Genomic DNA, 20,670 nt, shown 5'->3' with positions numbered 1-20,670 from the left:
GGGATTGAGTGCATGCGACTCTCCCACTGGTTGGCACGCGAAGCTGGACGACCTCCCGGCGGGAGAGTAAAGAGATCGAAGCGGTAATTTGCTGAGTCATTTGAGTTGAAAAGGCTGTTTAACGCTGGCTTCAAAACGCGCCGGCAAAGCTGCCGATCGCAACCGGTCTGGAAACGTTGGGTTTGACGGCGACTTGATCAAACTCTGGAAATTCGAGCGATTCCCAAATTGAGACTCGCGAGCTGCGAGCAATAACCCGCTGTCTCAGCAGCGATGCCCCCCAGTTGCGTGAGCATGGCGTCTGGGATTTTGACTCTGGCGGTCCGCTTCTCGTCCCTTGGGCGTTATAAATTCAGGCCGCCGTTGCTGTTGTGTCACCTCTCGGAAGAATCCATTCATGTCTGATCCGTTGTTTCTGCTGCTGTTGTTTGGCATCCCCATGATCAGCCAAATGGTGTCATCGCAAATGCGAAAGCGGTTCGTACGATTCTCGCGTGACCCGATGCCGATATCGGGGCGCCAGGCCGCAGAACAAATGCTGCGTGATCACGGTATCACCGATGTCCAGGTCATCTCCACACCCGGTCAATTGACGGATCACTACGACCCCGGCAATAAAACGATCAATCTAAGCCAGGTTGTTTTTCAGGAACGCAATGTGGCGGCGGTGGCAGTGGCAACACATGAGTGCGGACACGCCGTTCAAGACGCCACTGGCTATCCCATGATGACAGCTCGCTCAAAAATGGTGCCACTGTTGAAACTCAGTAACATCGCACTGCCGGTACTGGCGTTCGGTGGCGCAACGGTCTTTCAACTCGCCGGCAATCGAGGGACCGCGCTATTGTGCCTGCTGGGGCTAGGGATGCCGGCCTTGTTTAGTTTGATCACCTTGCCGGTCGAGTTTAATGCCAGTCGTCGCGCATTGAAGTGGTTAGAGCAAGTTGGTATCGCCACCGGTGATCAATACGCTGGCGCAAGAAAATCATTGTTCTGGGCAGCGATGACCTACGTCGTCGGCGCTCTCGGCGCGATCGTCCAAGCCATGTACTTTGCCCGCTTCTTTTTCGGCCGTGGTCGTGGCCGCTGAAATTGCAGCCCTGACCGGTGGTCCGCGGACACGAACAGGCACTTGAAGTTTTTGAAATCGATACGAGATTGCGAACCATGCGATTCCCACCAACCATTTTGATTGTATGCCTCGCTGTCTCTCAGGCTGGTTCCACAAGGGCACAAGGGGCCCGCGGAGTTCCGCTAAAGTCATCGATCACGCGGGTCCAGCCGATGACCGGAATCGTCTTGTGGTCCGACAATGTCAACGCCGGCAAGCACCCCGATGCAATCACACTGGAATATCGATACTGCGGCTACAACGATGTCGTCGGCCCCGATGCAACCTACGACTACACCAAGATCGATCAAATGCTGGACGAGATCGCCGAACGCAACCACCAAGCTGTTTTGCGTTTCTATTTCTGTTACGTCGGCAAACCGACCACGGTCCCCGAATTCATCCGCGCTCGGTCGGACTACGAGGAGACGATTGGTACCAGCGAACGCAAAACGACACACTTCTGCGATTGGAGCAACCAAGCGTTGCAAGACTTCACGCTTGATTTCTACACCAAATTTGCCAAGCGGTACGACAACGATCCGCGCATCGCATTCCTACAAACGGGATTTGGTCTTTGGGCCGAGTTCCACATCTACGACGGACCTCGCGAGATCGGCAAGACGTTTCCGTCGAAAGACTATCAGGCCAAATTCCTGAAGCATATGGACAAACAGTTCACCCAGCTACCTTGGTCGATCAGCGTCGATGCCGCGGATAACGACTACACGCCGTTGGAAGAAAACCCTGAACTGCTGGCACTAAATTTTGGTGTGTTCGACGATTCGTTCCTGTGCAAATCACACCCCAAGGTAAACGCGATGAACTGGAAAACCTTGGGGGCAACCCGCTGGAAACGACAACCCGGTGGCGGTGAGTTCAGCTACTACAACAGGAACGACCAAAAAAACGCGCTCGCCAAAGACGGCCCCAATGGTGTCTCATTCGAGGAAGCCGCGAAACAGTTTCACATCACTTACATGATCGGAAACGACCAGTCACGGCACAGCACCGTGGACCGCATCACATCCGCCGGCATGGCAACCGGATATCGCTTTCGAGTCACCGAAGCCGCCGTCAAAAATGACGAACTGCGACTGAATGTCACCAATGAAGGGGTGGCTCCCCTCTACCGCGATGCTTTTTTCGCAGCTGGCAATAAGCGATCGGCAACGTCCCTAAAAGGCTTGCTTCCTGGCCAAAGCGCCGTTTGCTCGATCAGCGACGTCACCGCGCAAGATCTCAAGCAGATCACGATCCAAAGCGATGCAATTTTGCCCACACAATCGATTCAATTCAGCGCTGACCTGTAGCGGGCGTCGTTAGTGGGGAATGCCATTGTCGTAGCTGATCCCGCCAGGGTTCAGACGTCCTGATTGTTTCGACGACAGAACCAGGTAAACGCAAGTGCATTGAACTCCCGTCAGAATGTTCGATCGGGGCCAAGGGGCGGCTGCCGGCTCTATCCTTCTTGCTGCGTCGGATACTCCGTTCTTCCGACGCGCCACAATGCCAGTGTGATCAGCGTCAGTGCCATCACCGCCAGCATCGAGACATGGGTCGTTGCCGATTCACTGCCGAAGATGTTTTCGGCTTGACTGCGAGCGTCTTCCCAGCCCATCCAGTCGGCCAACAATCCACGTAATCTGTAATTGACCGTCAACTTGTTGACCAGTGCTGGAACAAACGACATGCCATACTCCACGACCATCGTGTAGACGACCGCCGCGACCATCGTGCGGCGGTAAAACACCGCGCCGATCAACACGTACAATGCGGCATGCACGACACATGACAGCACCGACAAGACCGATAGCACCCACCACAGTCGAAAAGAAACCTCGGGGCCGATGATCAGCGCGCTGATCCCGACCGAGACAAGTGCCGCCGAAAGTGTCCAGACAACAGCGGTCATGTATTTGCCCAGCAGAACCGTGCTGCGGCCCGCAGAACGCATGGTCAAGTAGACCCATGTTTGGCCTTCGATCTCACTACTGATCGCTGGCGTTGCCCACAGCAATAGCCCCAACAAACAGGTGACTTCGGGGACCAGAAAATACAGCGTCATGCCAAACGGTTCGACCAATTCCTGAGCATTGAACTCGGCGCCCAAGTTGATTCTGGCGATCGAACTGATCGTTGCGATGATGGCGACCGGGAACGCGACCAACAGGAACCACAGTGCCAGCCGGCCAAGCGTCATCGATCGACGCAGTTCGAAACGCATCACATCAAACGGCAAACTCCATGCATTCATGGCGTCTCCCCCCGATGATGCCGCAACAATGATTCGAACAACGCTTCCAAATTTCCATTGGAGGTTTTCAATCGGTCGATACTCAACTGATCGTCACTGATCCACTGTGGGATCAAACGATAGAACTCAGCGGTATCACTTAGCGAAACGTTCAACTGGGTGCGCTGATTAGTCAGGGACAACGAATTGACCCAAGGCGCGTCGGCCAATCGCTGAACCAATCGACTGGCATCGGCCCCCAGCACCACGACATCCTGCGGCGTGTCGGCCAAAATCGATTCAATTTCGTTTGCCGTCCCAGATGCCAACAGCCGCCCGCCGTGGATCAATAAAAAGGATGATGTGACCGCCTCGATTTCCTGCAGCACGTGACTGGCAAACAACAGTCCGCGTCCTTCGGATGCCCACGATTTTAGAATGGTAGTCATCTCCGATCGTCCCACCGGATCCAACCCGTTGTAAGGTTCATCCAAAATCAGCAGGTCCGGTTGATGTGCAATCGCCTGAGCCAGCTTGGTTCGTTGCCGCATCCCCAGCGAATAGGTTCCCATCGGTCGGCCCATCGCCTCGGTCATGCCAACGATCTCCAGCGCGGCTTCGGCCAATTTGCCACATTGGTGTCGATCGATGCCATGCAACCTGACTTGATAGCGCACCCATTCCAACGCTGAAACATTGGGGTACAACACATCAGACGCCGGGCACAGGCCGATCCGTCGCAGGATTTCGCGGTTGCGGGTCGGTGTTTTGCCAAACACGGTGACGCTGCCGATGGTCGGCCGGAAATGACCGATCAACAAGTTGATCAGCGTGGTTTTACCCGATCCGTTGGGGCCGATCAGTCCGTAGGCTGCCGAATCCAAGGTGACATTGATGTCATTCAAACCGACCACGTTTCCATACATCTTGGTCAAGTGTTGCAATTCAATCATCGTTCAAACACTTAACCTCGCCAGGATACGCCGGCGCACAATCCAGAAACCGACAACGGTGATGGCGACCAACAGCACGACACAGGGGATCACGCTCGCCGAAGTGGTGTCCAGCCCGAAGATCCAGGCCTGGACCTTGCCCAACGTGTGATACGGGGACAGCAATCGCCAGCGGTCCAAATCGACCCCCATTGCTTCCCAGTCCACCGGGCCGCGGCGACGGCGCGGCCGATCGCCTGACATTGCGGCGGGCGAAAAGGTCAGGATTTGATAGGCGACAAATCCCAATGCCCAGGTCGCAAACCAACAAAACGTCGCATACCGGCTCTCGGCAGTCAGTGATGAAAACAGAATCGCCAGCGTCGTTGTCGGGATCAATAATACAAATGACGCGGCAAAAATTCGCAGCGGAATGTCCCAAGTCTGCTGCACCACCGATAGATCCGGCGATAGCAGGACCCCCATACCGTACAACAACAGCGCCGGCAGCGTCACCACCATACCGAGCAAACACCAGATCACAGCTGATTTTCCGATGATGTACTGCGTCGGTGACAGTGGTCGCGAAAAATACATCAAGTAGGCTTTGGTGCGCAAGTCATACGACACCAACAACGGCGCGATCAATCCGATCAGAGCGACCATTGCAAACAATTGCGGATAGCGAAAAAACATTAGGATCAACGTCGACCAGACCTGATGCCGTGCTGCTTCCGGATCGTTGCGGATCAACGCGCCCAATTCGGGTTGTTGCAGGGGGCGGCTGACCAGACCGACGATCATGTCTTGCAGTTCAGGTTCGGTCGACGAGTATTCAAACGCAAAGATTCCGAACGCTGGGAACAACACCGGCAACCAAGCCAGCACCAGCATGATCCGCAGCCAACGCCGTTTGAAAACCAGTGCGATACCGGCGCGCGCGACCACCAACGGACGTAAAAAGTGCGCGGCGCGTTCACCACGCCACGTTCGATAGCCAAGATCATGGACCGGCACGATCGGCCTCTGGATCTAATCCTGCAGCGTGTAATCCCGCAGCAATCTCTTGCGTGCTACCCGACGTTTTCTTTCCCGCGGCGACGTCCATGAAGATCTGTTCCAGCGAGTTCACTGCCGGTTCCAAGCGACGAACGGCTGTTTCGGTTTCCGCGGCCCAACTCCACAACTGGGCTGTCTGGTCGGGAGCGATGCCACCGACCGTTAGCGTTCCCGTCTGGGCATTCCAACGGACGCTATGGCCGGCGGACGAGACTCGATCTATCAGCGTTTGTGGGTCACCCATGATCGACAGGTGCATTGTCGGCTCGACCGGGCGACTTAGGTTTTCCAGGGTGTCCATCACCCGCACCGTGCCGGCGACCAGGATCACGACGTGATCACAAACCGTTCTTACATCCGGCAAAATATGTGTCGACAAGATCACTGATTTTCCATGCTGTGTTGCTAAATTTCGAATGCGACGCAACATCGACAAACGCTGATCGGGGTCCAGACCCGTGGTCGGTTCATCCAAAATCAGCAGCGGCGGGTCATGCACCAACGTCTGCGCAAATTTCAGCTTCTGTCGCATCCCTGTGGAATAGGACTCGACCTCGCGATAACGTTCCTCTCCGAAACCACAAAAGTCCATCATCTCGTGGCTGCGACGCAATGCTTCTCCGGTCGGTAAACCGGACAGCTGAGCCATCAGCGTGACCGACTCGATGCCTTCCAATCCGGCGATGTAACAATCGTCTTCGGGCAGGTAACCGATCGAATCTCGAATCGCTCGTGATTGTTGCGGCCAGGCATGATCCAGCACCCGGCCGCTACCGGTTTGTGTTCGTAGCAATCCCAACAACGCCTTGATCAGCGTGCTCTTTCCCGATCCGTTGGGCCCCAGCAGTCCGGTGACACCCGTTGGAATACGCAGCGAAACATCGCGCAGCGCTTGGATGTCGCCGTAGGATTTTGTGACGTTCTGAAGATCAACAATGGTGTCCAGCTTGCCGCCTCTTCCGGTGTAGTTCGCGAGTGTCCATTCTAGACGTGTTTCTTGCAGCAGTTCGGCCCAGACATTGATTCCTTGCCTACTCTGACCAGGTTTTTCATTCTTCGAATCGATGAGCCATCGCCAGTGCGCGGCGTCTGGATTTCGCCCGTATTCGCAGAAATCCTATCAGCAGAAATCCGACCGAGCCGAGCAACAAACAAATTCCCAACGGAAATGCAAACCCACGGTAGGTGACTTGGTAGTTCGACCATCCAAACGTCAGCACGACCACCAATCCGATCGGCAGTCCGAACGACCCGATCGCCAAACAAAACAGCGACACGATCCCTCCGCGGGCGATCACGACAGGGGCGTCGGTCGCGGTGTCGAGGTTTTGATTCGATGGCTTATATGGATTCATCTCAACTGATCGTCGTCGTTGACCACGCCGTCACCATTTGTGTCCTCATCAGGAACCCAAGGCCGACCTTGGTGATGAGCGATACGCTTCAATGTACCGTCACCGTGGCGCACACGGCAGAAAATCCAGGCTTCTGCCGGAACCGCTGCCGCGACGGTTTCATACTGGATCAGTGATAGAGCCCGAGCAGCACGAACTTGTTGCAGGTTGGGGAATTGCGAAAGCACGCGAAGATCGGCGAGTTGTATCCCGCGATTTGGCAGCGTCACATAATGAACGTCTTCAACGGTGTAGACCGGCAACAGGCCACAGCACAGCCCCGTTCCCGCACAAGGGTCGCGGCCTTGCAATTCCATCCCGACCGATCGCAACCGATCGACCACCGCCGCAGTCGGATCATAGATGGGCGGGGCGTACATCAACGCAGTCAACAACGCTGTCAGAAGTGCTTGACCAGCCATCGGAAGTACCAAGAATACGTGAGTGCCCCACTACCGGCACGAGCCTATCGCAATCGGTTATCGCATGGCAAGATTGGCATCAATTTGTCGCCTGTGGGGCGGCTTCCAACTCGGAGGTGCAGTTGGGGCAGCGGGTGGCGCGGTAGGCGATCGTGGTGCGACAGAAATCGCATTTTTTGTCAGCCGGTTCACCTTCGGGGGGCTTGGATCCGAAGGCTTCGTCCAATTGTTCGTCGACTCGGTTGACCACACGGATGATAAAGAACATCGCCAGAGCGACGATCAGCAGCGATAAACAACTGTTAAAAAACTGTCCATAGTTGATCGTGATCGCCCCCGCCTCTTGCGCCGCCTTTAACGTTGGGAATCCACCCTCGGGCACAGTGGTGCCATCGGGAAGATTCAAGATCCAGAACAGATCTGAAAAATCGGCGTTGCCCGTCAGCCAACCGATCGGCGGCATGATGATGTCATTGACGAGCGACTTGACGACCGTCGTGAACGCCGCCCCCACGGTGAATCCGATCGCCAGGTCGACCATGTTGCCACGAAGCGCAAATTTCTTTAGGTCAGTCAGCAGGCTCATCCGTTCGCTCCCAAGGTAGGTTTTCGCTCCAATTCTATGGCACCGGGTTTCTGGTCGCTAGCTACGGTGGGCGCGGAATTAAGGAGTGGCGAGTGCGATTTCGTCGCTGCTTAAGAAGTGATCGCCATTGACGTCTAATTGCTGGAACGCCTTGAGCGGGCCAACGAATTCGTTGCGACTGATGTCCCCGTCATGGTTGCTGTCCATTGCGATGGCCCAGCGAGGACGGTCATCGGAGTCTTTTCGAACCGGTGTGGTCTGGAACAGCCTGTTGTCTTGATCGGGTTCGCCGCGACCGAATTGAATCAACAACGCCTCGGGAATCGCATCCGCACCCAGTGATCCATCGGCCTGGGAGATCTGCTGCAAGCGTCCGGCAGCCAAATGGATCTCACGACTGGACAGCATCTGGTCGTGGTTCAAATCCAACCAGGCAAACACGGCATCTGGCGATTCCGCGGCGCGGCCGCGTACTTGAATGGACCAGATCGAGGATTCGTTTTTCATTCCAGGCGAATCTTGTGCGATCACGTCAATCTGTGCAGCGGCGGTCGAAATCTGAATTCGATTTGCAAAGTGTTCTTGGACGGTTGCCGATTCGGCAAGTGATGGCGCAAGTTCGGCACGCACCGTCGGCCCGTCGCCGGTCTGAGAATCGAAGCGAATGATAAGCGTCAACTCAGGAGACACGTCCAGGATGGTGCGGGCTTCGTCGACAGAGATCCTGCCATCGTCGTCGGCATCTATTGCGAGCAGCGGGTTTCGTGGACCGATCAGCGGCGAGTGTTTGAGCATCCCGCCCATCGAGTACGACAGGTTGGACCAGTCGACATAGTCCGATAGATCCATCGCCACCTCACCATGTCGATCCGACCGCCGCCGTTGCCAAGGATCGTCCGAGCGATCCGAGAGTTCAGCCAGTTCGTCAGGGCTCAAGCAGCCGTCTAAGTTTCTGTCCACGTCCACCAGCAGCGACGTTTCTGCAGCAGCGATTTCCTGTTGATCAAGCCGTTGATCGCTGTTTCGGTCCAACGCTTTGAACAACGGTGAATGCGCGCGGTTGGACCAACTGAATGCGTCCGTCCCGTAGACCCGCAGTTGGCTGGCAAAGTTCACCTCGCGAAACAAGAAACGCAGCAATTCCGCCGGTTCGGCAATCTGGTTGCGGTTGCGGTCATAGCGTTTGATCAATCCCTGCTGTTGCCCGGCAACGCGCGACGCGTTTCGGCCAAACGTTGCCACGTCGTCGGAAACACGCTGGAGCAATGGTTTCCATCCCAAGGTCGCGTCGGTCGATTGCAACGTCTGTTGAATCGATTGAATTCGAGCGTCAAAGGCGTCTTGCAACGTCGCCTCGCCGATCCAAATCTCCAATCCAACCAACAACGGCCCGCCCGAGGTCGGAAACCATAACAGGTAGGGCGGCAGCGGATTCGCGATCGCAGATTCCGCCAAATCATCGTCCGGTTGCTCTGAGTCGCTGCCCGGTTCAGGGTCGCTGCCCGGTTCTGAGTCGCTGCCACGTTCAGAGTCGCTGCCACGTTCAGGGGCGTTCGTTAGTTCGGTATCGCGAGCGGGGTTAGTGTCACTGATTGATTCCGAGTCATCTCTGTCGCCGGGCGACGAATCGGCCGCGGTCGCCGGGGGAGTGGTTTCCGGCGGCGGTTGCGTTTTCGGTTGCGGCTGGGTGACCACGACCGGTGTGTGGTCACGCTGGCATCCGATAGCCGCACCGACCAAGATCATCACCGCGAGGACGCGGCGGTGATCAATCACAGCAAGACCTGTCGGATGACATTGCCTTCGGCGATCGCGATCGGGCGTCCACCTTCGGCGATGTTTTCGTTAGACGGATCAACGCCCAGTGCAGTGCAGAGCGTCGACAGCAAGTCCTGCTGGTCGATCTTGCCGTCGGTGACTTCCATCCCGTCGGCACTGGTCTGGCCATAGACTTGACCACCGGCGATGCCACCGCCGGCGAGCACGCAAGTGAACGCTTGTGGGAAATGGTCTCGGCCACCGTTGCTATTGATCACCGGCGTTCGCCCGAATTCACCGGCCATCATCAAGGTTGTTTTTTCCAATAGACCAAGATCGGCCAATTCAGTCATCAGCGTGGACCAGCCAGCGTCAAGCTGTTCACTTAATTGTCGAACGCGTTGAAAATTGTCGGTATGGGTGTCCCAGCCCAATCCATCTCCCAGCGTGACTTCGACAACCGGAACGCCACGTTGAACAAGTCGCCGCGCCAACAAACAACCCTGGCCAAACGTTCCGGTGCCATAGGCGCGGCGGACCACATCGGGTTCTTGTGACAGGTCAAATGCGTCATTGGCATCACTGGCTGACATCTCAATGGCTGATCGATAAACGGTGTCGTGAGCCACCACATTTTCAGTCTGGTGGGTGTTTAAGAAATTTTGCTGCAATGATTCCCAAATCGCCAACCTCTGGGCGACACGTTCCTGATCAATTGATGAAGGTGGCCGCAGGTGGTCAACACGCAACTGTGCATAGGTCGCTTGGTCGCCCGGGGCAGCGCCGTTGACGGAGGTCGCCGCGAATTTTGGTCCCAGGAACCCGGGACTGAGTGAGCGGCGGGCGAACGGGCCGGGAGAAACGGTGACATAGCTGGGCAGATGTGACCGGGAGTTGTGCAGCGATTTGGAAAGCGAGCAACCGATGGCGGGATAGCGAACCGGACCGCCTAGAGGATGCCCGGTGCGCATCACGGTGGTGCCGCGTTCGTGGTCGCCCTCTTTGGTCGACATCCCGCGCAGAATGGCCAGTCGATCGGCTTGCTTGGCCAGTCCCGGCAGGTGCTCACTGAACCGGATTCCCGGCACCGCGGTGGCAACCTCGCTGAATGACCCGCCATTGGCATGATTCGGTTTCATGTCAAACGTGTCGATCTGACTGGGACCTCCAGACATCCACAGCAGAATGCAATGACGGCCGTCGCGTTTGGCGGCGACATCGGCTGCGGCAGCAATCCTTGGCAACCAGCCGCTGGTCCCCAGCGCACCGCCAATGGACACTGCGGTCGGCATCCAGCGACGACGACTCATCACAGCGCCAAATGGGAATCGATTCAGGGACATACGAAACACTCCGCGGTATTGAGCAGCACCCATGCCAGATCGCTTTGTTTCGATGCGGCGGAGCGATCGCCGTTGGGGGCTGCCAGGTAATCCAGGAATTGCTGCGATTCTTGCTCGGTTGGCGCCCGAGACAAACAGGCTAAGAACAATGTCTCGACGCGCTGATGATCGGTCAGGAACGGAGCTTGAAGTGATCCGATCAAACCACTGCGTTGTTCGGCGGTCGCTGCCAACATCTCTGGCCCATTCATCATCCCTAGCACTTGCACCACGCCGTGCGGGTATTCCGTCGGAACTGCGTCGGGGGCCTGCATGCGAGCGAGAAACTGTTGGCGGATCATTTCGTCCGGTAGCGGTCGGCCGGGCACCGTCGACGTCGCAGAATCACGCGGCAAACCGCCCAGCAGGACGTTCTGACGCAGACTGTCAAAATACTGTTCAGCCGAAAGTGTTTTGACGTTCATCGCAGCGAATCGGTCCGCCGGCGGGCGCGGACGATCGCCAACCGCACTGCTACGGCCGTACGCTTGGGTGCGGCTAAGCATTTGATACAGTGATCGCAAATCGAATCGCTGCTCGATCAGATAGTCCGCTAGGAAATCCAACAACTGTGGGTGACTGGGCGGATTGTCGTTGTCCATCGCATCGACCGGTTCAACCAGTCCCCGGCCGAACAAATGAGACCACACGCGATTGGCGGCGGCGCGGGCAAAGTACGGGTTGTTCCGTGAAGCCAGCCAGATGGTCAACTGGCGGCGGCGAAAGTCCGTCGGATCAGGCTCCGGCGCCGCAGCCACACCAGGGTAGCGCGGTGACATCACACGCTCCGTCTCGGGGAACGTGACCTCACGGCCGCTACGATCTTCGATCGACTGGCCACCGGATAGATTTGATTGATCGAGTTCCAGTTGCGCAAAGAACGCGGCGAAGGACCAGAAATCATCTTGGGTCCAGCGAGCGTAGGGATGGTCGTGGCACTGTGCACATTGCAGTTGGATGCCCATGAACAATTGCGACGTCGAAGCGGCAAGTTTCACCGGATCCAGATTGCGCGAGGTATAGAAGATCGCAGGACCACGGTCACTTTTCCCACCGGCAGTCAAGAATCCGCCGATGATGTGATCATAGGGCGTGTTGCTCTGAAATTGCTTTCGCAGCCATCGATGCAGTGCCGCGGCATTGTCCTGGCCTCCGACCAACGCGTCCTCAGGCAACAGAGTCTGATTCCAGCGATTGGCCATGTGAGTGGCGAAACGTGGGGACGCCAACAGTTGATCGATCAATCGCCAACGCTTGTCCGGCGACGTGTCTTGCAGAAACGTTCGCAGTTGCCAAACCGGCGGCGCCACACCAGCAAAATCCAACCAGACACGGCGGCAAAATTCCGCATCACCACTCTGCGGCGTCGGCTGAATCGCTTCATCAGCCCAGCCTTGCTGAATCAAACGGTCGACGTTCTCAGTGGCTGCACGAGCGTCCGGCGCTGAATCCGCAGGCGTTTCGCCCTGCGACGGCGCAGCACCAGCGATCTGCAGTGCAATGACCAGTGTGACAACAGCAAGAGACGACGTAGAAGCCATGGGTGGATTAGCCGCGATGAACGATTGGCAACCAAGCCTTCAATGTATCAGCTGCGGCCGCTTTGCGTACATTTTTTTGAAGTCGCACTTTCGCGTCAGGCATTGGTTTTTTCGTAGCCCGACGCGTTAGTTTTGAAGTTGTGTTTTTGCGTGGGTATTTGTTTTTGGTAACCCGACGCGTCAGCGAGGGATCCCGTCAACCGGCTAAATCCCTCGCTGACGCGTCGGGTTACTATAAAAGCGCAACTTCAAAACGCGTTAGCGAAAGCTATTGATCGCCGTTGGCGTAGAGATGGCATTCAGTGCATGTGCCGATCCACTGGACTTGATTAGGCCGTTTAACGCTGGCTTCAAACGTTGAATTGAGTCGCGCTTAGGGACGATTCCACACTTGTCTGGTGAGACGACCGGCATTGCACTCTAATGGGGGTGTTCGATTCTGTTGAACCGTAAACAATTAAGGTGAAGAGCGATGAACGTCATGAATTTTCAAATGCTGTTGGGGCAACAACCAGATGCGGCGGTCACGGCGGCCGGCGGGATAGCGGGAGCGGTGTTCATGCTGGTTTGGCTAGCGCTGCTGGTGGTTGTCATCGCGGGCCTGTGGAAGACATTCGAAAAAGCGGGCAAACCTGGCTGGGCGGCGCTGATTCCCATTTACAACATGGTGATCCTGCTGGAGATCGCCGGGAAACCGATCTGGTGGTTGCTGCTGTACTTCATTCCGTTTGTGAACGTAGTGGTTCACATCTTGGTGTCTTTGGCAGTGGCAGAGAATTTCGGCAAAGACGTGTTATTCGGTTTGGGGTTGTCGTTTCTGGCGTTCATTTTCTTTCCGATCCTAGGCTTTGGCGATGCCGTTTACCGGCCTCGATCCCCGGCGGTCGGATCCGGACCGGCAGTTTAAATCTCCGTTTCAGGTCCCGTCTCGATAGCTTCGTTTGACTCGCGGCGCGGCAGAAATCGGCGCCGCCCTTCGCTGGATTCGCGTCGCCGGCGCAGACGTTCACGTAAGCTGGTCGCGTGTTGACCATCGCCGGATCCCTCCAACAGGCCTTCGACAATGCCCAGCACCGAGTCGGTGATTTCACGGCCGGCGGCCGATTCGCCAGCCAGTTGTGAATCCTCGCTCTGGTCACCCGACAAATCTCCGCTTGCAGGGTTTTCATCGGCCGGGTGATCAGCAGTAGAGCCATCACCAGTGGACTGGCTGTCGCTCCTTTGTTCTCTGGCGGCGAGCACCTCGTGCAGCCGATCGGTCCAACCGCCGCTGGAGTCGAGTTTGATTTTGGGATCATGCAGGGTTCCGCTGACTTGAATTTGCACCGACTGGGAGGCTAGGAATTTGGAGATCGCAGATTTTCCCAGCAGGTGCTCGGGAGCTTGGATTTCCAATTGCACGTCGATCGAGTCGTCGACGCCGACGCTGCCACTGGATTTGATTTCCAACGCTGAACCGCGTAGGGGCATCTGCATCACCAATCCTTGATGGTGAATGCGCCCCTGGGCCACCTGGAAATCGACCGCCGATAATTCACTGACAGTCATGGAGACCGTGCGGTCGAATTTTCCCAGTCGTTCAAGCAGCGGCACTAACTTGGCGACGATCTGGTTGTTCAAGCCGACTGTCACACCGTCCAGGCCGACCGCACCGGAGATTTCGACCAATTCGGAGCGTCGCTGAGGATCCATCGGGCCGACCGGGATGCTGAATTGATCCAAGCGAAACGAGACATTTCCGGTGACGTCGACCACGTTTGCCAATAGTGGTGCGACCAAGTGCAATCCTTGGCTGCACAATTGGGGCGTCAACGGTTCGTGATCGAGGATCGTGACCGGGTCGACAATCACCCGATCCGCATCAGATCCGGCTTGAGTCCGTACGATGAAATTGATGTCGTGAAGATTCACCAGCGGCTCGTCACTGCTGATCTGGCGCACGCGAACGGAAGCGTCAACAAATTGTGCCACCAACCGCGGCAACGATTTTTGCTTGGCCTGGTGCTGCGATGTTTCCTCCGCCGTGGATTCGTCGGGATCGTTTGCAATCCCGGTCACGATGTCGACCTTTGGATGTTCAAACGTAAACTGGCCCAATTCGCCGTCCGACATCAGCAGCGACAACCAAGATTGCTGCGCGTTGATCGATTCGATCTGTAATTGGAACACGCCGTTGTTCTGGCCCAATTGAAATCCGTTGATGGCCAGCGGGCTGAAGTATCCGAAGGAGGCATTGTCAGTCGACGCGACCAGTTTTGGATTGGCGATTGCAGCATTGATCAGGCGGTCCCGCAGGGACGTGTTGGCGATGATCGTCGGCGCCAGCAACAGCGTTCCCGCCAACACGATCAACAGGCCGGCTGCGATCGGTTTCCAGAGGCGGCGGGCAGTTGACTTTGCGGGGACGGCGTCGTCAGTGGAGGATGTCACGGTCAAAGTGTCTGGTCAAAGGGTTTCAAAGGGGGGGACTCAGCACGCCGATGCCGCGTGCGAATGGATGCGTGTGGGCGTTCCGCTGGCCGAATGGTAGGGGATTGATTTTACCGTTTTAGCAATAAATGCGGTGTTTCGGGCGCATTATTTGCAATCAGCATTGTCGAGGGGTTGCCATCACGTCACACTTCAGCGGCCGGGACAACTGCATTCGCATGCGACTCGGGTCACGCTGACGTGATCCGGGCACCGTTCTCCCGCCAGCCAAGTCAGGCTCGCCCACGGTAGCCGCCTCTTTTGGCTTAACTGTTTAACCACCGTAAACGCGATCCAGGGCAGACGATAGCGTCTTCCTTGCGGGCCCCGGAGGGGCTCGACCAATACGCCAGCTTTCAGGTGGCGCGGCCGGAGGTTTCCGAACACCTCATTCGCTGCGGCAACGACCGAAGCGGCAGCGCGTCAACGCAAGCCAGTTTTAACTGAGAGAAAACGAAGTCTATGTCTGATGCCGCCAGCGACACCACTCCGCTTCCCGATATCCAATCCAGCGGCGACGAGCGCCAAATTGCGATCAATAAAGTCGGCGTGACCAACGTCCGCTATCCGATTTCGCTGCGCACCCCTGGGAAGGGACAGGGCAATGAATTCATTCACACCGTCGCGACAATCAATATGTTTGTCTCGTTGCCGCACGACGTGAAAGGGACGCACATGTCGCGTTTCCTGGAGGTTCTGAACGAGTATCACAACGAGCTGTGCAGCGATTCGTTGCGATTGGTCGCCAATCGCATGAAGGAAAAACTGGACGCCAAAGATGCGTACTTGGAATTGAACTTTCCATACTTCGTCGACAAACAAGCACCGGTATCCGGCCAAACCGGTAAACTGGACTTCGACGTGACGTTCGAGATCGCCAGCAACGGCACCGACGATTTTGTCATGACGCTGAAGATCCCGGCCACCAGCCTGTGCCCCTGTTCCAAAGAGATTTCCGATTACGGGGCGCACAACCAACGCTGTGACATGACCGTCAAAGTACGGATGGCCGATGGAGTCCACCTGTGGATCGAAGAATTGTTCGCCATCGTCGAGCAATGTGCATCGACCCAAGTCTTCAGTGTATTGAAGCGACCGGATGAAAAATGGGTCACCGAGCGGGCCTATGAAAATCCAAAGTTTGTTGAAGACATCGTCCGCGATTTGGCCGTGGCATTGAACAAAGACGATCGCATCGTGTGGTATCAGTGCAGCAGCGAAAATTACGAATCGATCCACAATCACAACGCCTACGCATTCATCGAACGCGACAAACGTTGATCGGTAAAGGCGCTCACATCGACTAAGCTGCGTTCTCTGTTCGCTGCAGTCGCGTCACGTTCAGTAGATACAAATGCTCGGTGGTCCCGCCGCCGTCTGTAGTGACATACAGCCAGTGTTGTGTCAGCAGCGCCGAATCAGGGTGCTGGAAAATTGAGCACCACGAAGCGGGTTCCCATCGGGGACAGAGCATCAAGTGTGGTAGCCGAAATGAATGCTAGCATCGCCGAGGCATCTACTCGTCGGCCGAAGTGCTCTGTCCCCAGCCATTGCAGTCCCCAGCCATTGCACCCATTTTTCTTCTGTTGCCGGCCAATTTTTCTGCCCTCATTTTTCTGTCAGCTAACCAGGTCTGCTTCAACCCATGTCCCCGGTTCGGCACAGCCGCGCAGAAGAATGAGCGCACGGGTTCCCATCGGGGACAGAGCATCAAGTGTGGCAGCCGAAGTGAATGCTAGCATCGCCGAGGTGCCTACTCATCAGCCGAAGTGCTCTGTCCCCAGCCATTGTGTCCCCACTTGCTGGGCAGCTGCCAGGCCGGATGACGAATCGCATCGTCTTTGATGACGCGGCCGGTTGAATGGTAGGATAGGACCGACCGTTGATCAGGCATGCTTGAAAACTTGTGACACCAGGGGCACTGCGTTGGCCGCCGAATCTCATGAACTGAATCCCTACGCCACACCCGCAACGGTTTCCGATGCGCCTTTGATAGATGGGGCACGCTTGCGGAGTCCATGGCTGCGCCGCTTCGTTGTGCTGCAAGCAATCGTGATTGTCACATCACTTGCCGTTGAAGCCTACCAGCACGAATCCATTGTCGGCTCGGGGCCTCTCTTCTCGCTGGTTGGACTGGCAATCGCTGTCATCGCATTTCGAAAACGCGATTATGTCGCAGTGCTTTTTGGCGGCTCCGCAATCGTATTCGCTTCGCTAATCGTGTTTCTGATAAACTACAATTCTTGGGGGCCTCCTCAAGGCGATTATCCGATCACGCTGCTTTCGTACACCTACGCCGCCTTTGCTTTGCCCATTTCTTACTGGCTTGCGTTCGTTCGGCCCAGATCGGCAGGAAACCACTTGCTGTAACAAAGTTTGGTTCGCCGATGTGTTTACTCATCAGCCGAAGTGCTCTGTCCCCAGCCACTACCTCATGGACTCACGCAACGTTGCATCATTGGGTCGCCCTCCGAGGCTATGTCGCCCGCTGGGCTTAAGATAGCGCTGGCTTCAATGCAGACGCGTCGGGTTACTTAGAAAACAACGCCTGACGCGAGAAAGCATCTTCAAAGCAGGCGTGCTGGGGATGGGGTGAGTACTTAGGACGCGAAGGAGACTACTTTCCAGGACAAAGCTGAAACTGGCTCGCCGTCGCTGCGACTGCTCTAATTGAGGTTTGCATCAATCGAACTTACTTTCCCAAAGCAGAATGAAGACACTGACGTCTCTGATGATCATTGCATCGTTCATTGCGATTGAGGCGAGTGCCGCTTCGATTCGTATCGCGACGTACAACATCAATCGCGGCGGTGGAATTCGTGAAGCAATGGCGGCACTGTCAACGACTGAAGACAAGCACGCAGCTGAGATCGATGCAATCATCGCAGCGATTGATTGCGAGCGTCCAACGGTTATCGTTATCCGTCGCGACGGATCGGATCATTTTCTGGTGGTTGCCGAGCTCAAATAGCAAGACAGCACGGTTTTGACCGAGCGATTCTCGTGGCAATGTGAATTTGACACTTGATGCGAACGAGGCTAGGATCACGTGATCGCTTCACTTTCGTGACGTCCTGTCGACGGAGTGCATTCGGCGAGATTTCCTTTCCACTTGTTTTAGGAGACCTCTGTCATGTACTCGATCAGTGTCACTGAAATTCTGTTGACCTCTGTCACCGGCGCGCTTGCGATCGTGCTCTATCTCGCTGGGAATGAGCGTTCTCGCTGGGCGTTTGTGGCATTGTGCTGTGCGCTTTGTGCGTCGGTACTCTCACCGGCCGACCTGGCATCAATGCTCGTGCTCTGGATCGCCTTTCTCTGTTTTTTTGTTTTCGGATCGAGATTCAACGTCGCAACATCGGCTGAAAACGCAGAGAAGACGGCTCGTCAGAGTGATTGGGGAACGCCCGATTCCTTTCGGATTTCGATCGCAATCGCCTCGCTGGCTGTGTTGGTTTTCTTGTTCAGTCGGCTGTTTGTATTCACGGCGACCGAGCCGTTGCCGGCTTACCAGGTGTTTCGCGTGTGGTCAGCGACTGTCGCGAGTGCTGGTCTTTTTGCCACTGCAGCCGCGGTTTGGGTTTACAGTGTCGTTTGCCGGCATTGGAAGTTCAGCTCGTAACACGGACGGGCTGGAGCAGTCAGTCGATCAATGCAAATGCTTTGCGAATTGATTTGGAAGTGGCCGCGCAAGCCGCATCATTGTCCATCTGATTGAGAGCTTGGTTGAACGGTTCGGCACGTACCGGGCCGTCATAACCGACATCGACCAGAGCCTGCAAAAAGGATTTTACGTCGATCACGCCAGTCGCCATCGGCAATTCCCGTTCGTTGTCCAGCTGCTGATCGACGGCCAGTCCTTTGGGGGCGTCGTTCAGATCACAGCCGACGATTTGGCGGTTTTCCAGCGACCGAATTTCATTTGCGGTTTCACCAGCGGTGTACCAGTGCCAGGAATCGAGTACAAAGCCCATGTTGTCCACCCCGATCGCGTCATGCAGTTCTGCGGTCTCGCGCATGGTGTGGACAAACGGAAATCGCTTTGAATTTCGCAGCGTCGAAGTGCCGACGTATTCCAGTCCCAACCGCAGCCCGTTGTCTTTCAAAATCTTGGCACACTCGCGAAGCCGGTTGGCATGTTGTTTGAAGTTGGCGACGTACGGCAATTCGTCGTGACAGGGCATGATCCACGTTCCCATCCGATCCACCCCTGCACGCTGCAAGGCGGCGGCCAGACGTGGCAGTTCGCCGAGTCCTTGTTTGAAGGTCGCTTCGTCCTTGCGGAATTCCACGGGCAGACCGGATGATCCCCATGTTAAGTTGTTGGATTTTAGATTGCCGACGAGTGCATCACTTTCATCGTCACTGAGTTTGGCCAAGTCCTGTGGCGATGCGGCAACGGATTCGAAATCGTGCTTCGCAGCCAATTCGATCGCCTGGACTTGATTGGCGCTGACACCGATACTGCCCCATCGCAGGTCCACGGTGAATTTGCGGTTCGATTCGCTTGCCGCAAGCGCGGATCCGGTTGCAGCTAGCGAAACAGCACCGGCCGAAGCAGCCAACCATTCACGTCGATTCAATTTCATCATTCGTCCATTAATAAAAAGTAGGCCAGGTGCAACCTGGCGCCAGCACGCCCTTAATCGCACCAGTCTATCACAGCCCGCACGACCCAACATGATTCTGATTGCAACTGACGAAGCCGGCTACGGACCCAAGTTGGGGCCTTTGATTGTCGCAGCGTCGGCTTGGGAGATCGCTGAGGATGATAGCAGTCCCGCGGCACTGCAAGACGCTTTTGCAGCCATTCGTCGTCCTGCACGGATCGGTGCTCAACGGATCATGGTGAATGATTCGAAAGCCATTTTTAAACCGAAATCTGTGGCCCAGGGGACAGCACCGGCCTATCAAAAATTGGAATGGGTGACGCTGGCCGGTTGCCGTTGGTGTGGGTTGGATCAGCGACCGATCCGGTTGGCTGCTGACTTGGCGACCGACGACGTTCAAGCGATCCATGAAACACCTTGGTTGGTGAAATTCGCCGCCGCTACGATTGACACTGACCCGACACAATGTTTGGTCGACCAATGGGACGTGGGACCGGCCAAGCTAATCGATTTGCAGACCCGTGTGATCACCGCTGCTGAATTTAATCGGGCCTGTGGCGGAGGACGAAACAAGTCCGACTTGCTCTCATCGGCGACATTGGGCTTGGTTCATCAAATGCTGCATCGTGTATCCGCCGGTCGGTCGACAAGTGACGCACCTACGATCGCGGTCTATTGCGATCGACATGGCGGACGGCGTTACTATTCCAGTCCCTTGCAAGCCGAGTTCGACAGTGGGTTGGTGCAAGTGATGGAAGAATCAAAGACACACAGTGGCTATCACGTCCCGTTTGGCAATGGGGCGTTCACGATACACTTCACCGTCAAAGGAGATTCGTTTGCACCGGTAGCGTTTTCATCGATGGTCGCCAAATATTTGCGAGAAAAGGCGATGGAGTCGTTCAACCAATACTTTACGGACCTGCATTGCGGTGCATCGGCGCTGCGTTCCACGGCGGGTTATCCGGTGGATGCGGATCGGTATTTAGCCGACATTGCCCCCATTCTGAAACAGCATTCGATCGAGTCATCGAAACTGGTACGCGATCGATAGTCGCTCGTGCTGCAGCACTGTTTTCGTTCGAGTGGCTGCCGACTCGGTTGCGAGCATTGGTGCTGCGGGGTGATAATGTGCGTCTTTGACGACCGGCATATCGATTGTGTGATATT

21 protein-coding genes are annotated in these 20,670 nt (G+C 56.0%); 8 read left to right on the top strand and 13 right to left on the bottom strand.

From position 1 onward, the window contains the following. The first annotated feature begins 397 nt into the window (after window positions 1–397). Together NHH03_RS10790 and NHH03_RS10785 are read left to right on the top strand one after the other, a co-directional pair. Complete coding sequence (locus NHH03_RS10790) at window positions 398–1,090, top strand: zinc metallopeptidase (protein ID WP_253155968.1); 693 nt, start codon at window positions 398–400, stop codon at window positions 1,088–1,090. 194 nt (window positions 1,091–1,284) lie between these two features. Next, window positions 1,285–2,424, top strand: a complete 1,140-nt coding sequence (locus NHH03_RS10785; protein ID WP_253155967.1) for a DUF4832 domain-containing protein — start codon at window positions 1,285–1,287, stop codon at window positions 2,422–2,424. Window positions 2,425–2,573: 149 nt separating this feature from the next. Here the strand turns inward: NHH03_RS10785 and NHH03_RS10780 are convergent, their stop codons facing one another. The 10 genes from NHH03_RS10780 to NHH03_RS10735 form a co-directional block, all read right to left on the bottom strand. Next, a complete protein-coding gene (locus NHH03_RS10780; RefSeq protein WP_253155966.1) occupies window positions 2,574–3,368 on the bottom strand; it encodes a hypothetical protein in 795 nt (264 codons plus the stop codon). Continuing rightward, window positions 3,365–4,300: an ABC transporter ATP-binding protein gene (locus NHH03_RS10775; RefSeq protein WP_253155965.1), complete on the bottom strand. Its 936-nt coding sequence runs from the start codon at window positions 4,298–4,300 to the stop codon at window positions 3,365–3,367. The genes NHH03_RS10780 and NHH03_RS10775 overlap by 4 nt, the downstream gene beginning before the upstream one ends. Before the next feature lie 3 nt (window positions 4,301–4,303). Further along, window positions 4,304–5,296 (bottom strand): ABC transporter permease subunit, encoded by a 993-nt coding sequence (locus tag NHH03_RS10770; RefSeq protein ID WP_253155964.1) that lies wholly within the window; start codon window positions 5,294–5,296, stop codon window positions 4,304–4,306. Continuing rightward, complete coding sequence (locus NHH03_RS10765; protein WP_253155973.1) at window positions 5,283–6,227, bottom strand: ABC transporter ATP-binding protein; 945 nt, start codon at window positions 6,225–6,227, stop codon at window positions 5,283–5,285. The genes NHH03_RS10770 and NHH03_RS10765 overlap by 14 nt, the downstream gene beginning before the upstream one ends. 160 nt (window positions 6,228–6,387) lie before the next feature. Further along, complete coding sequence (locus NHH03_RS10760) at window positions 6,388–6,693, bottom strand: hypothetical protein (protein ID WP_253155963.1); 306 nt, start codon at window positions 6,691–6,693, stop codon at window positions 6,388–6,390. Next, a complete protein-coding gene (locus tag NHH03_RS10755; RefSeq protein ID WP_253155962.1) occupies window positions 6,690–7,154 on the bottom strand; it encodes a hypothetical protein in 465 nt (154 codons plus the stop codon). Before NHH03_RS10755 ends, NHH03_RS10760 begins: the two co-directional genes overlap by 4 nt. Window positions 7,155–7,233: 79 nt before the next feature. Continuing rightward, a complete protein-coding gene (mscL, locus tag NHH03_RS10750) occupies window positions 7,234–7,740 on the bottom strand; it encodes a large conductance mechanosensitive channel protein MscL (protein ID WP_253155961.1) in 507 nt (168 codons plus the stop codon). A 78-nt stretch (window positions 7,741–7,818) separates the two neighbouring features. Then, window positions 7,819–9,516 carry a hypothetical protein gene (locus tag NHH03_RS10745; protein ID WP_253155960.1) on the bottom strand — a complete coding sequence of 566 codons (1,698 nt, stop codon included), beginning with the start codon at window positions 9,514–9,516 and terminating at the stop codon, window positions 7,819–7,821. Beyond that, on the bottom strand, window positions 9,513–10,874 hold the full coding sequence (locus NHH03_RS10740; protein WP_253155959.1) for a DUF1501 domain-containing protein: 1,362 nt from the start codon (window positions 10,872–10,874) through the stop codon (window positions 9,513–9,515). Before NHH03_RS10740 ends, NHH03_RS10745 begins: the two co-directional genes overlap by 4 nt. Further along, window positions 10,832–12,421: a DUF1549 and DUF1553 domain-containing protein gene (locus tag NHH03_RS10735; RefSeq protein ID WP_253155958.1), complete on the bottom strand. Its 1,590-nt coding sequence runs from the start codon at window positions 12,419–12,421 to the stop codon at window positions 10,832–10,834. Before NHH03_RS10735 ends, NHH03_RS10740 begins: the two co-directional genes overlap by 43 nt. Before the next feature lie 481 nt (window positions 12,422–12,902). Here NHH03_RS10735 and NHH03_RS10730 point away from each other — a divergent pair, with 481 nt between their 5' ends. Continuing rightward, complete coding sequence (locus NHH03_RS10730; protein ID WP_253155957.1) at window positions 12,903–13,328, top strand: DUF5684 domain-containing protein; 426 nt, start codon at window positions 12,903–12,905, stop codon at window positions 13,326–13,328. Here the strand turns inward: NHH03_RS10730 and NHH03_RS10725 are convergent. Then, window positions 13,325–14,851: a hypothetical protein gene (locus NHH03_RS10725; protein ID WP_253155956.1), complete on the bottom strand. Its 1,527-nt coding sequence runs from the start codon at window positions 14,849–14,851 to the stop codon at window positions 13,325–13,327. The two genes, NHH03_RS10730 and NHH03_RS10725, sit on opposite strands and share 4 nt — an antisense overlap. Window positions 14,852–15,352: 501 nt before the next feature. Here NHH03_RS10725 and folE2 point away from each other — a divergent pair. After that, the gene (gene folE2 / locus NHH03_RS10720) at window positions 15,353–16,171 is read left to right on the top strand and encodes a GTP cyclohydrolase FolE2 (RefSeq protein ID WP_253155955.1); all 819 of its coding nucleotides are present in this window, start codon (window positions 15,353–15,355) and stop codon (window positions 16,169–16,171) included. Window positions 16,172–16,643: 472 nt separating this feature from the next. Here the strand turns inward: folE2 and NHH03_RS10715 are convergent, their stop codons facing one another. Then, window positions 16,644–16,784 carry a hypothetical protein gene (locus NHH03_RS10715; protein ID WP_253155954.1) on the bottom strand — a complete coding sequence of 47 codons (141 nt, stop codon included), beginning with the start codon at window positions 16,782–16,784 and terminating at the stop codon, window positions 16,644–16,646. A gap of 2 nt (window positions 16,785–16,786) precedes the next feature. On the opposite strand from NHH03_RS10715, the gene NHH03_RS10710 reads away from it, so the two are divergent. From NHH03_RS10710 to NHH03_RS10700, 3 genes are all read left to right on the top strand, one after another. Next, a complete protein-coding gene (locus NHH03_RS10710) occupies window positions 16,787–17,260 on the top strand; it encodes a hypothetical protein (RefSeq protein ID WP_253155953.1) in 474 nt (157 codons plus the stop codon). 340 nt (window positions 17,261–17,600) lie between these two features. Beyond that, window positions 17,601–17,861: a hypothetical protein gene (locus tag NHH03_RS10705; RefSeq protein WP_253155952.1), complete on the top strand. Its 261-nt coding sequence runs from the start codon at window positions 17,601–17,603 to the stop codon at window positions 17,859–17,861. A gap of 162 nt (window positions 17,862–18,023) precedes the next feature. After that, on the top strand, window positions 18,024–18,512 hold the full coding sequence (locus tag NHH03_RS10700) for a hypothetical protein (RefSeq protein ID WP_253155951.1): 489 nt from the start codon (window positions 18,024–18,026) through the stop codon (window positions 18,510–18,512). A gap of 19 nt (window positions 18,513–18,531) precedes the next feature. Here the strand turns inward: NHH03_RS10700 and NHH03_RS10695 are convergent, their stop codons facing one another. Then, complete coding sequence (locus tag NHH03_RS10695) at window positions 18,532–19,482, bottom strand: sugar phosphate isomerase/epimerase family protein (RefSeq protein WP_253155950.1); 951 nt, start codon at window positions 19,480–19,482, stop codon at window positions 18,532–18,534. Window positions 19,483–19,570: 88 nt separating this feature from the next. On the opposite strand from NHH03_RS10695, the gene NHH03_RS10690 reads away from it, so the two are divergent. Next, entirely contained in the window at window positions 19,571–20,554 is a 984-nt protein-coding gene (locus NHH03_RS10690) for a hypothetical protein (protein WP_253155949.1), read from the top strand. Window positions 20,555–20,670 lie beyond the last annotated feature (116 nt).

The organism is Stieleria tagensis, assembly GCF_024129865.1.
Classification (GTDB): Bacteria; Planctomycetota; Planctomycetia; order Pirellulales; family Pirellulaceae; genus Stieleria; species Stieleria tagensis.
Note: the sequence above shows the minus strand (reverse complement) of the source record. Positions and strands in the feature narration are given on the sequence as shown.

Excerpts from the sequence above, each read along its gene's own strand:
- NHH03_RS10790 (WP_253155968.1), top strand. The coding sequence starts at position 398 with ATGTCTGATCCGTTGTTTCTGCTGCTGTTGTTTGGCATCCCCATGATC.
- NHH03_RS10785 (WP_253155967.1), top strand. The coding sequence starts at position 1,285 with ATGACCGGAATCGTCTTGTGGTCCGACAATGTCAACGCCGGCAAGCAC.
- NHH03_RS10780 (WP_253155966.1), bottom strand. The coding sequence starts at position 3,368 with ATGAATGCATGGAGTTTGCCGTTTGATGTGATGCGTTTCGAACTGCGT.
- NHH03_RS10775 (WP_253155965.1), bottom strand. The coding sequence starts at position 4,300 with ATGATTGAATTGCAACACTTGACCAAGATGTATGGAAACGTGGTCGGT.
- NHH03_RS10760 (WP_253155963.1), bottom strand. The coding sequence starts at position 6,693 with ATGAATCCATATAAGCCATCGAATCAAAACCTCGACACCGCGACCGAC.
- NHH03_RS10755 (WP_253155962.1), bottom strand. The coding sequence starts at position 7,154 with ATGGCTGGTCAAGCACTTCTGACAGCGTTGTTGACTGCGTTGATGTAC.
- mscL (WP_253155961.1), bottom strand. The coding sequence starts at position 7,740 with ATGAGCCTGCTGACTGACCTAAAGAAATTTGCGCTTCGTGGCAACATG.
- NHH03_RS10740 (WP_253155959.1), bottom strand. The coding sequence starts at position 10,874 with ATGGGTGCTGCTCAATACCGCGGAGTGTTTCGTATGTCCCTGAATCGA.
- NHH03_RS10735 (WP_253155958.1), bottom strand. The coding sequence starts at position 12,421 with ATGGCTTCTACGTCGTCTCTTGCTGTTGTCACACTGGTCATTGCACTG.
- NHH03_RS10730 (WP_253155957.1), top strand. The coding sequence starts at position 12,903 with ATGAATTTTCAAATGCTGTTGGGGCAACAACCAGATGCGGCGGTCACG.
- folE2 (WP_253155955.1), top strand. The coding sequence starts at position 15,353 with ATGTCTGATGCCGCCAGCGACACCACTCCGCTTCCCGATATCCAATCC.
- NHH03_RS10715 (WP_253155954.1), bottom strand. The coding sequence starts at position 16,784 with ATGCCTGATCAACGGTCGGTCCTATCCTACCATTCAACCGGCCGCGTC.
- NHH03_RS10705 (WP_253155952.1), top strand. The coding sequence starts at position 17,601 with ATGAAGACACTGACGTCTCTGATGATCATTGCATCGTTCATTGCGATT.
- NHH03_RS10700 (WP_253155951.1), top strand. The coding sequence starts at position 18,024 with ATGTACTCGATCAGTGTCACTGAAATTCTGTTGACCTCTGTCACCGGC.
- NHH03_RS10695 (WP_253155950.1), bottom strand. The coding sequence starts at position 19,482 with ATGATGAAATTGAATCGACGTGAATGGTTGGCTGCTTCGGCCGGTGCT.
- NHH03_RS10690 (WP_253155949.1), top strand. The coding sequence starts at position 19,571 with ATGATTCTGATTGCAACTGACGAAGCCGGCTACGGACCCAAGTTGGGG.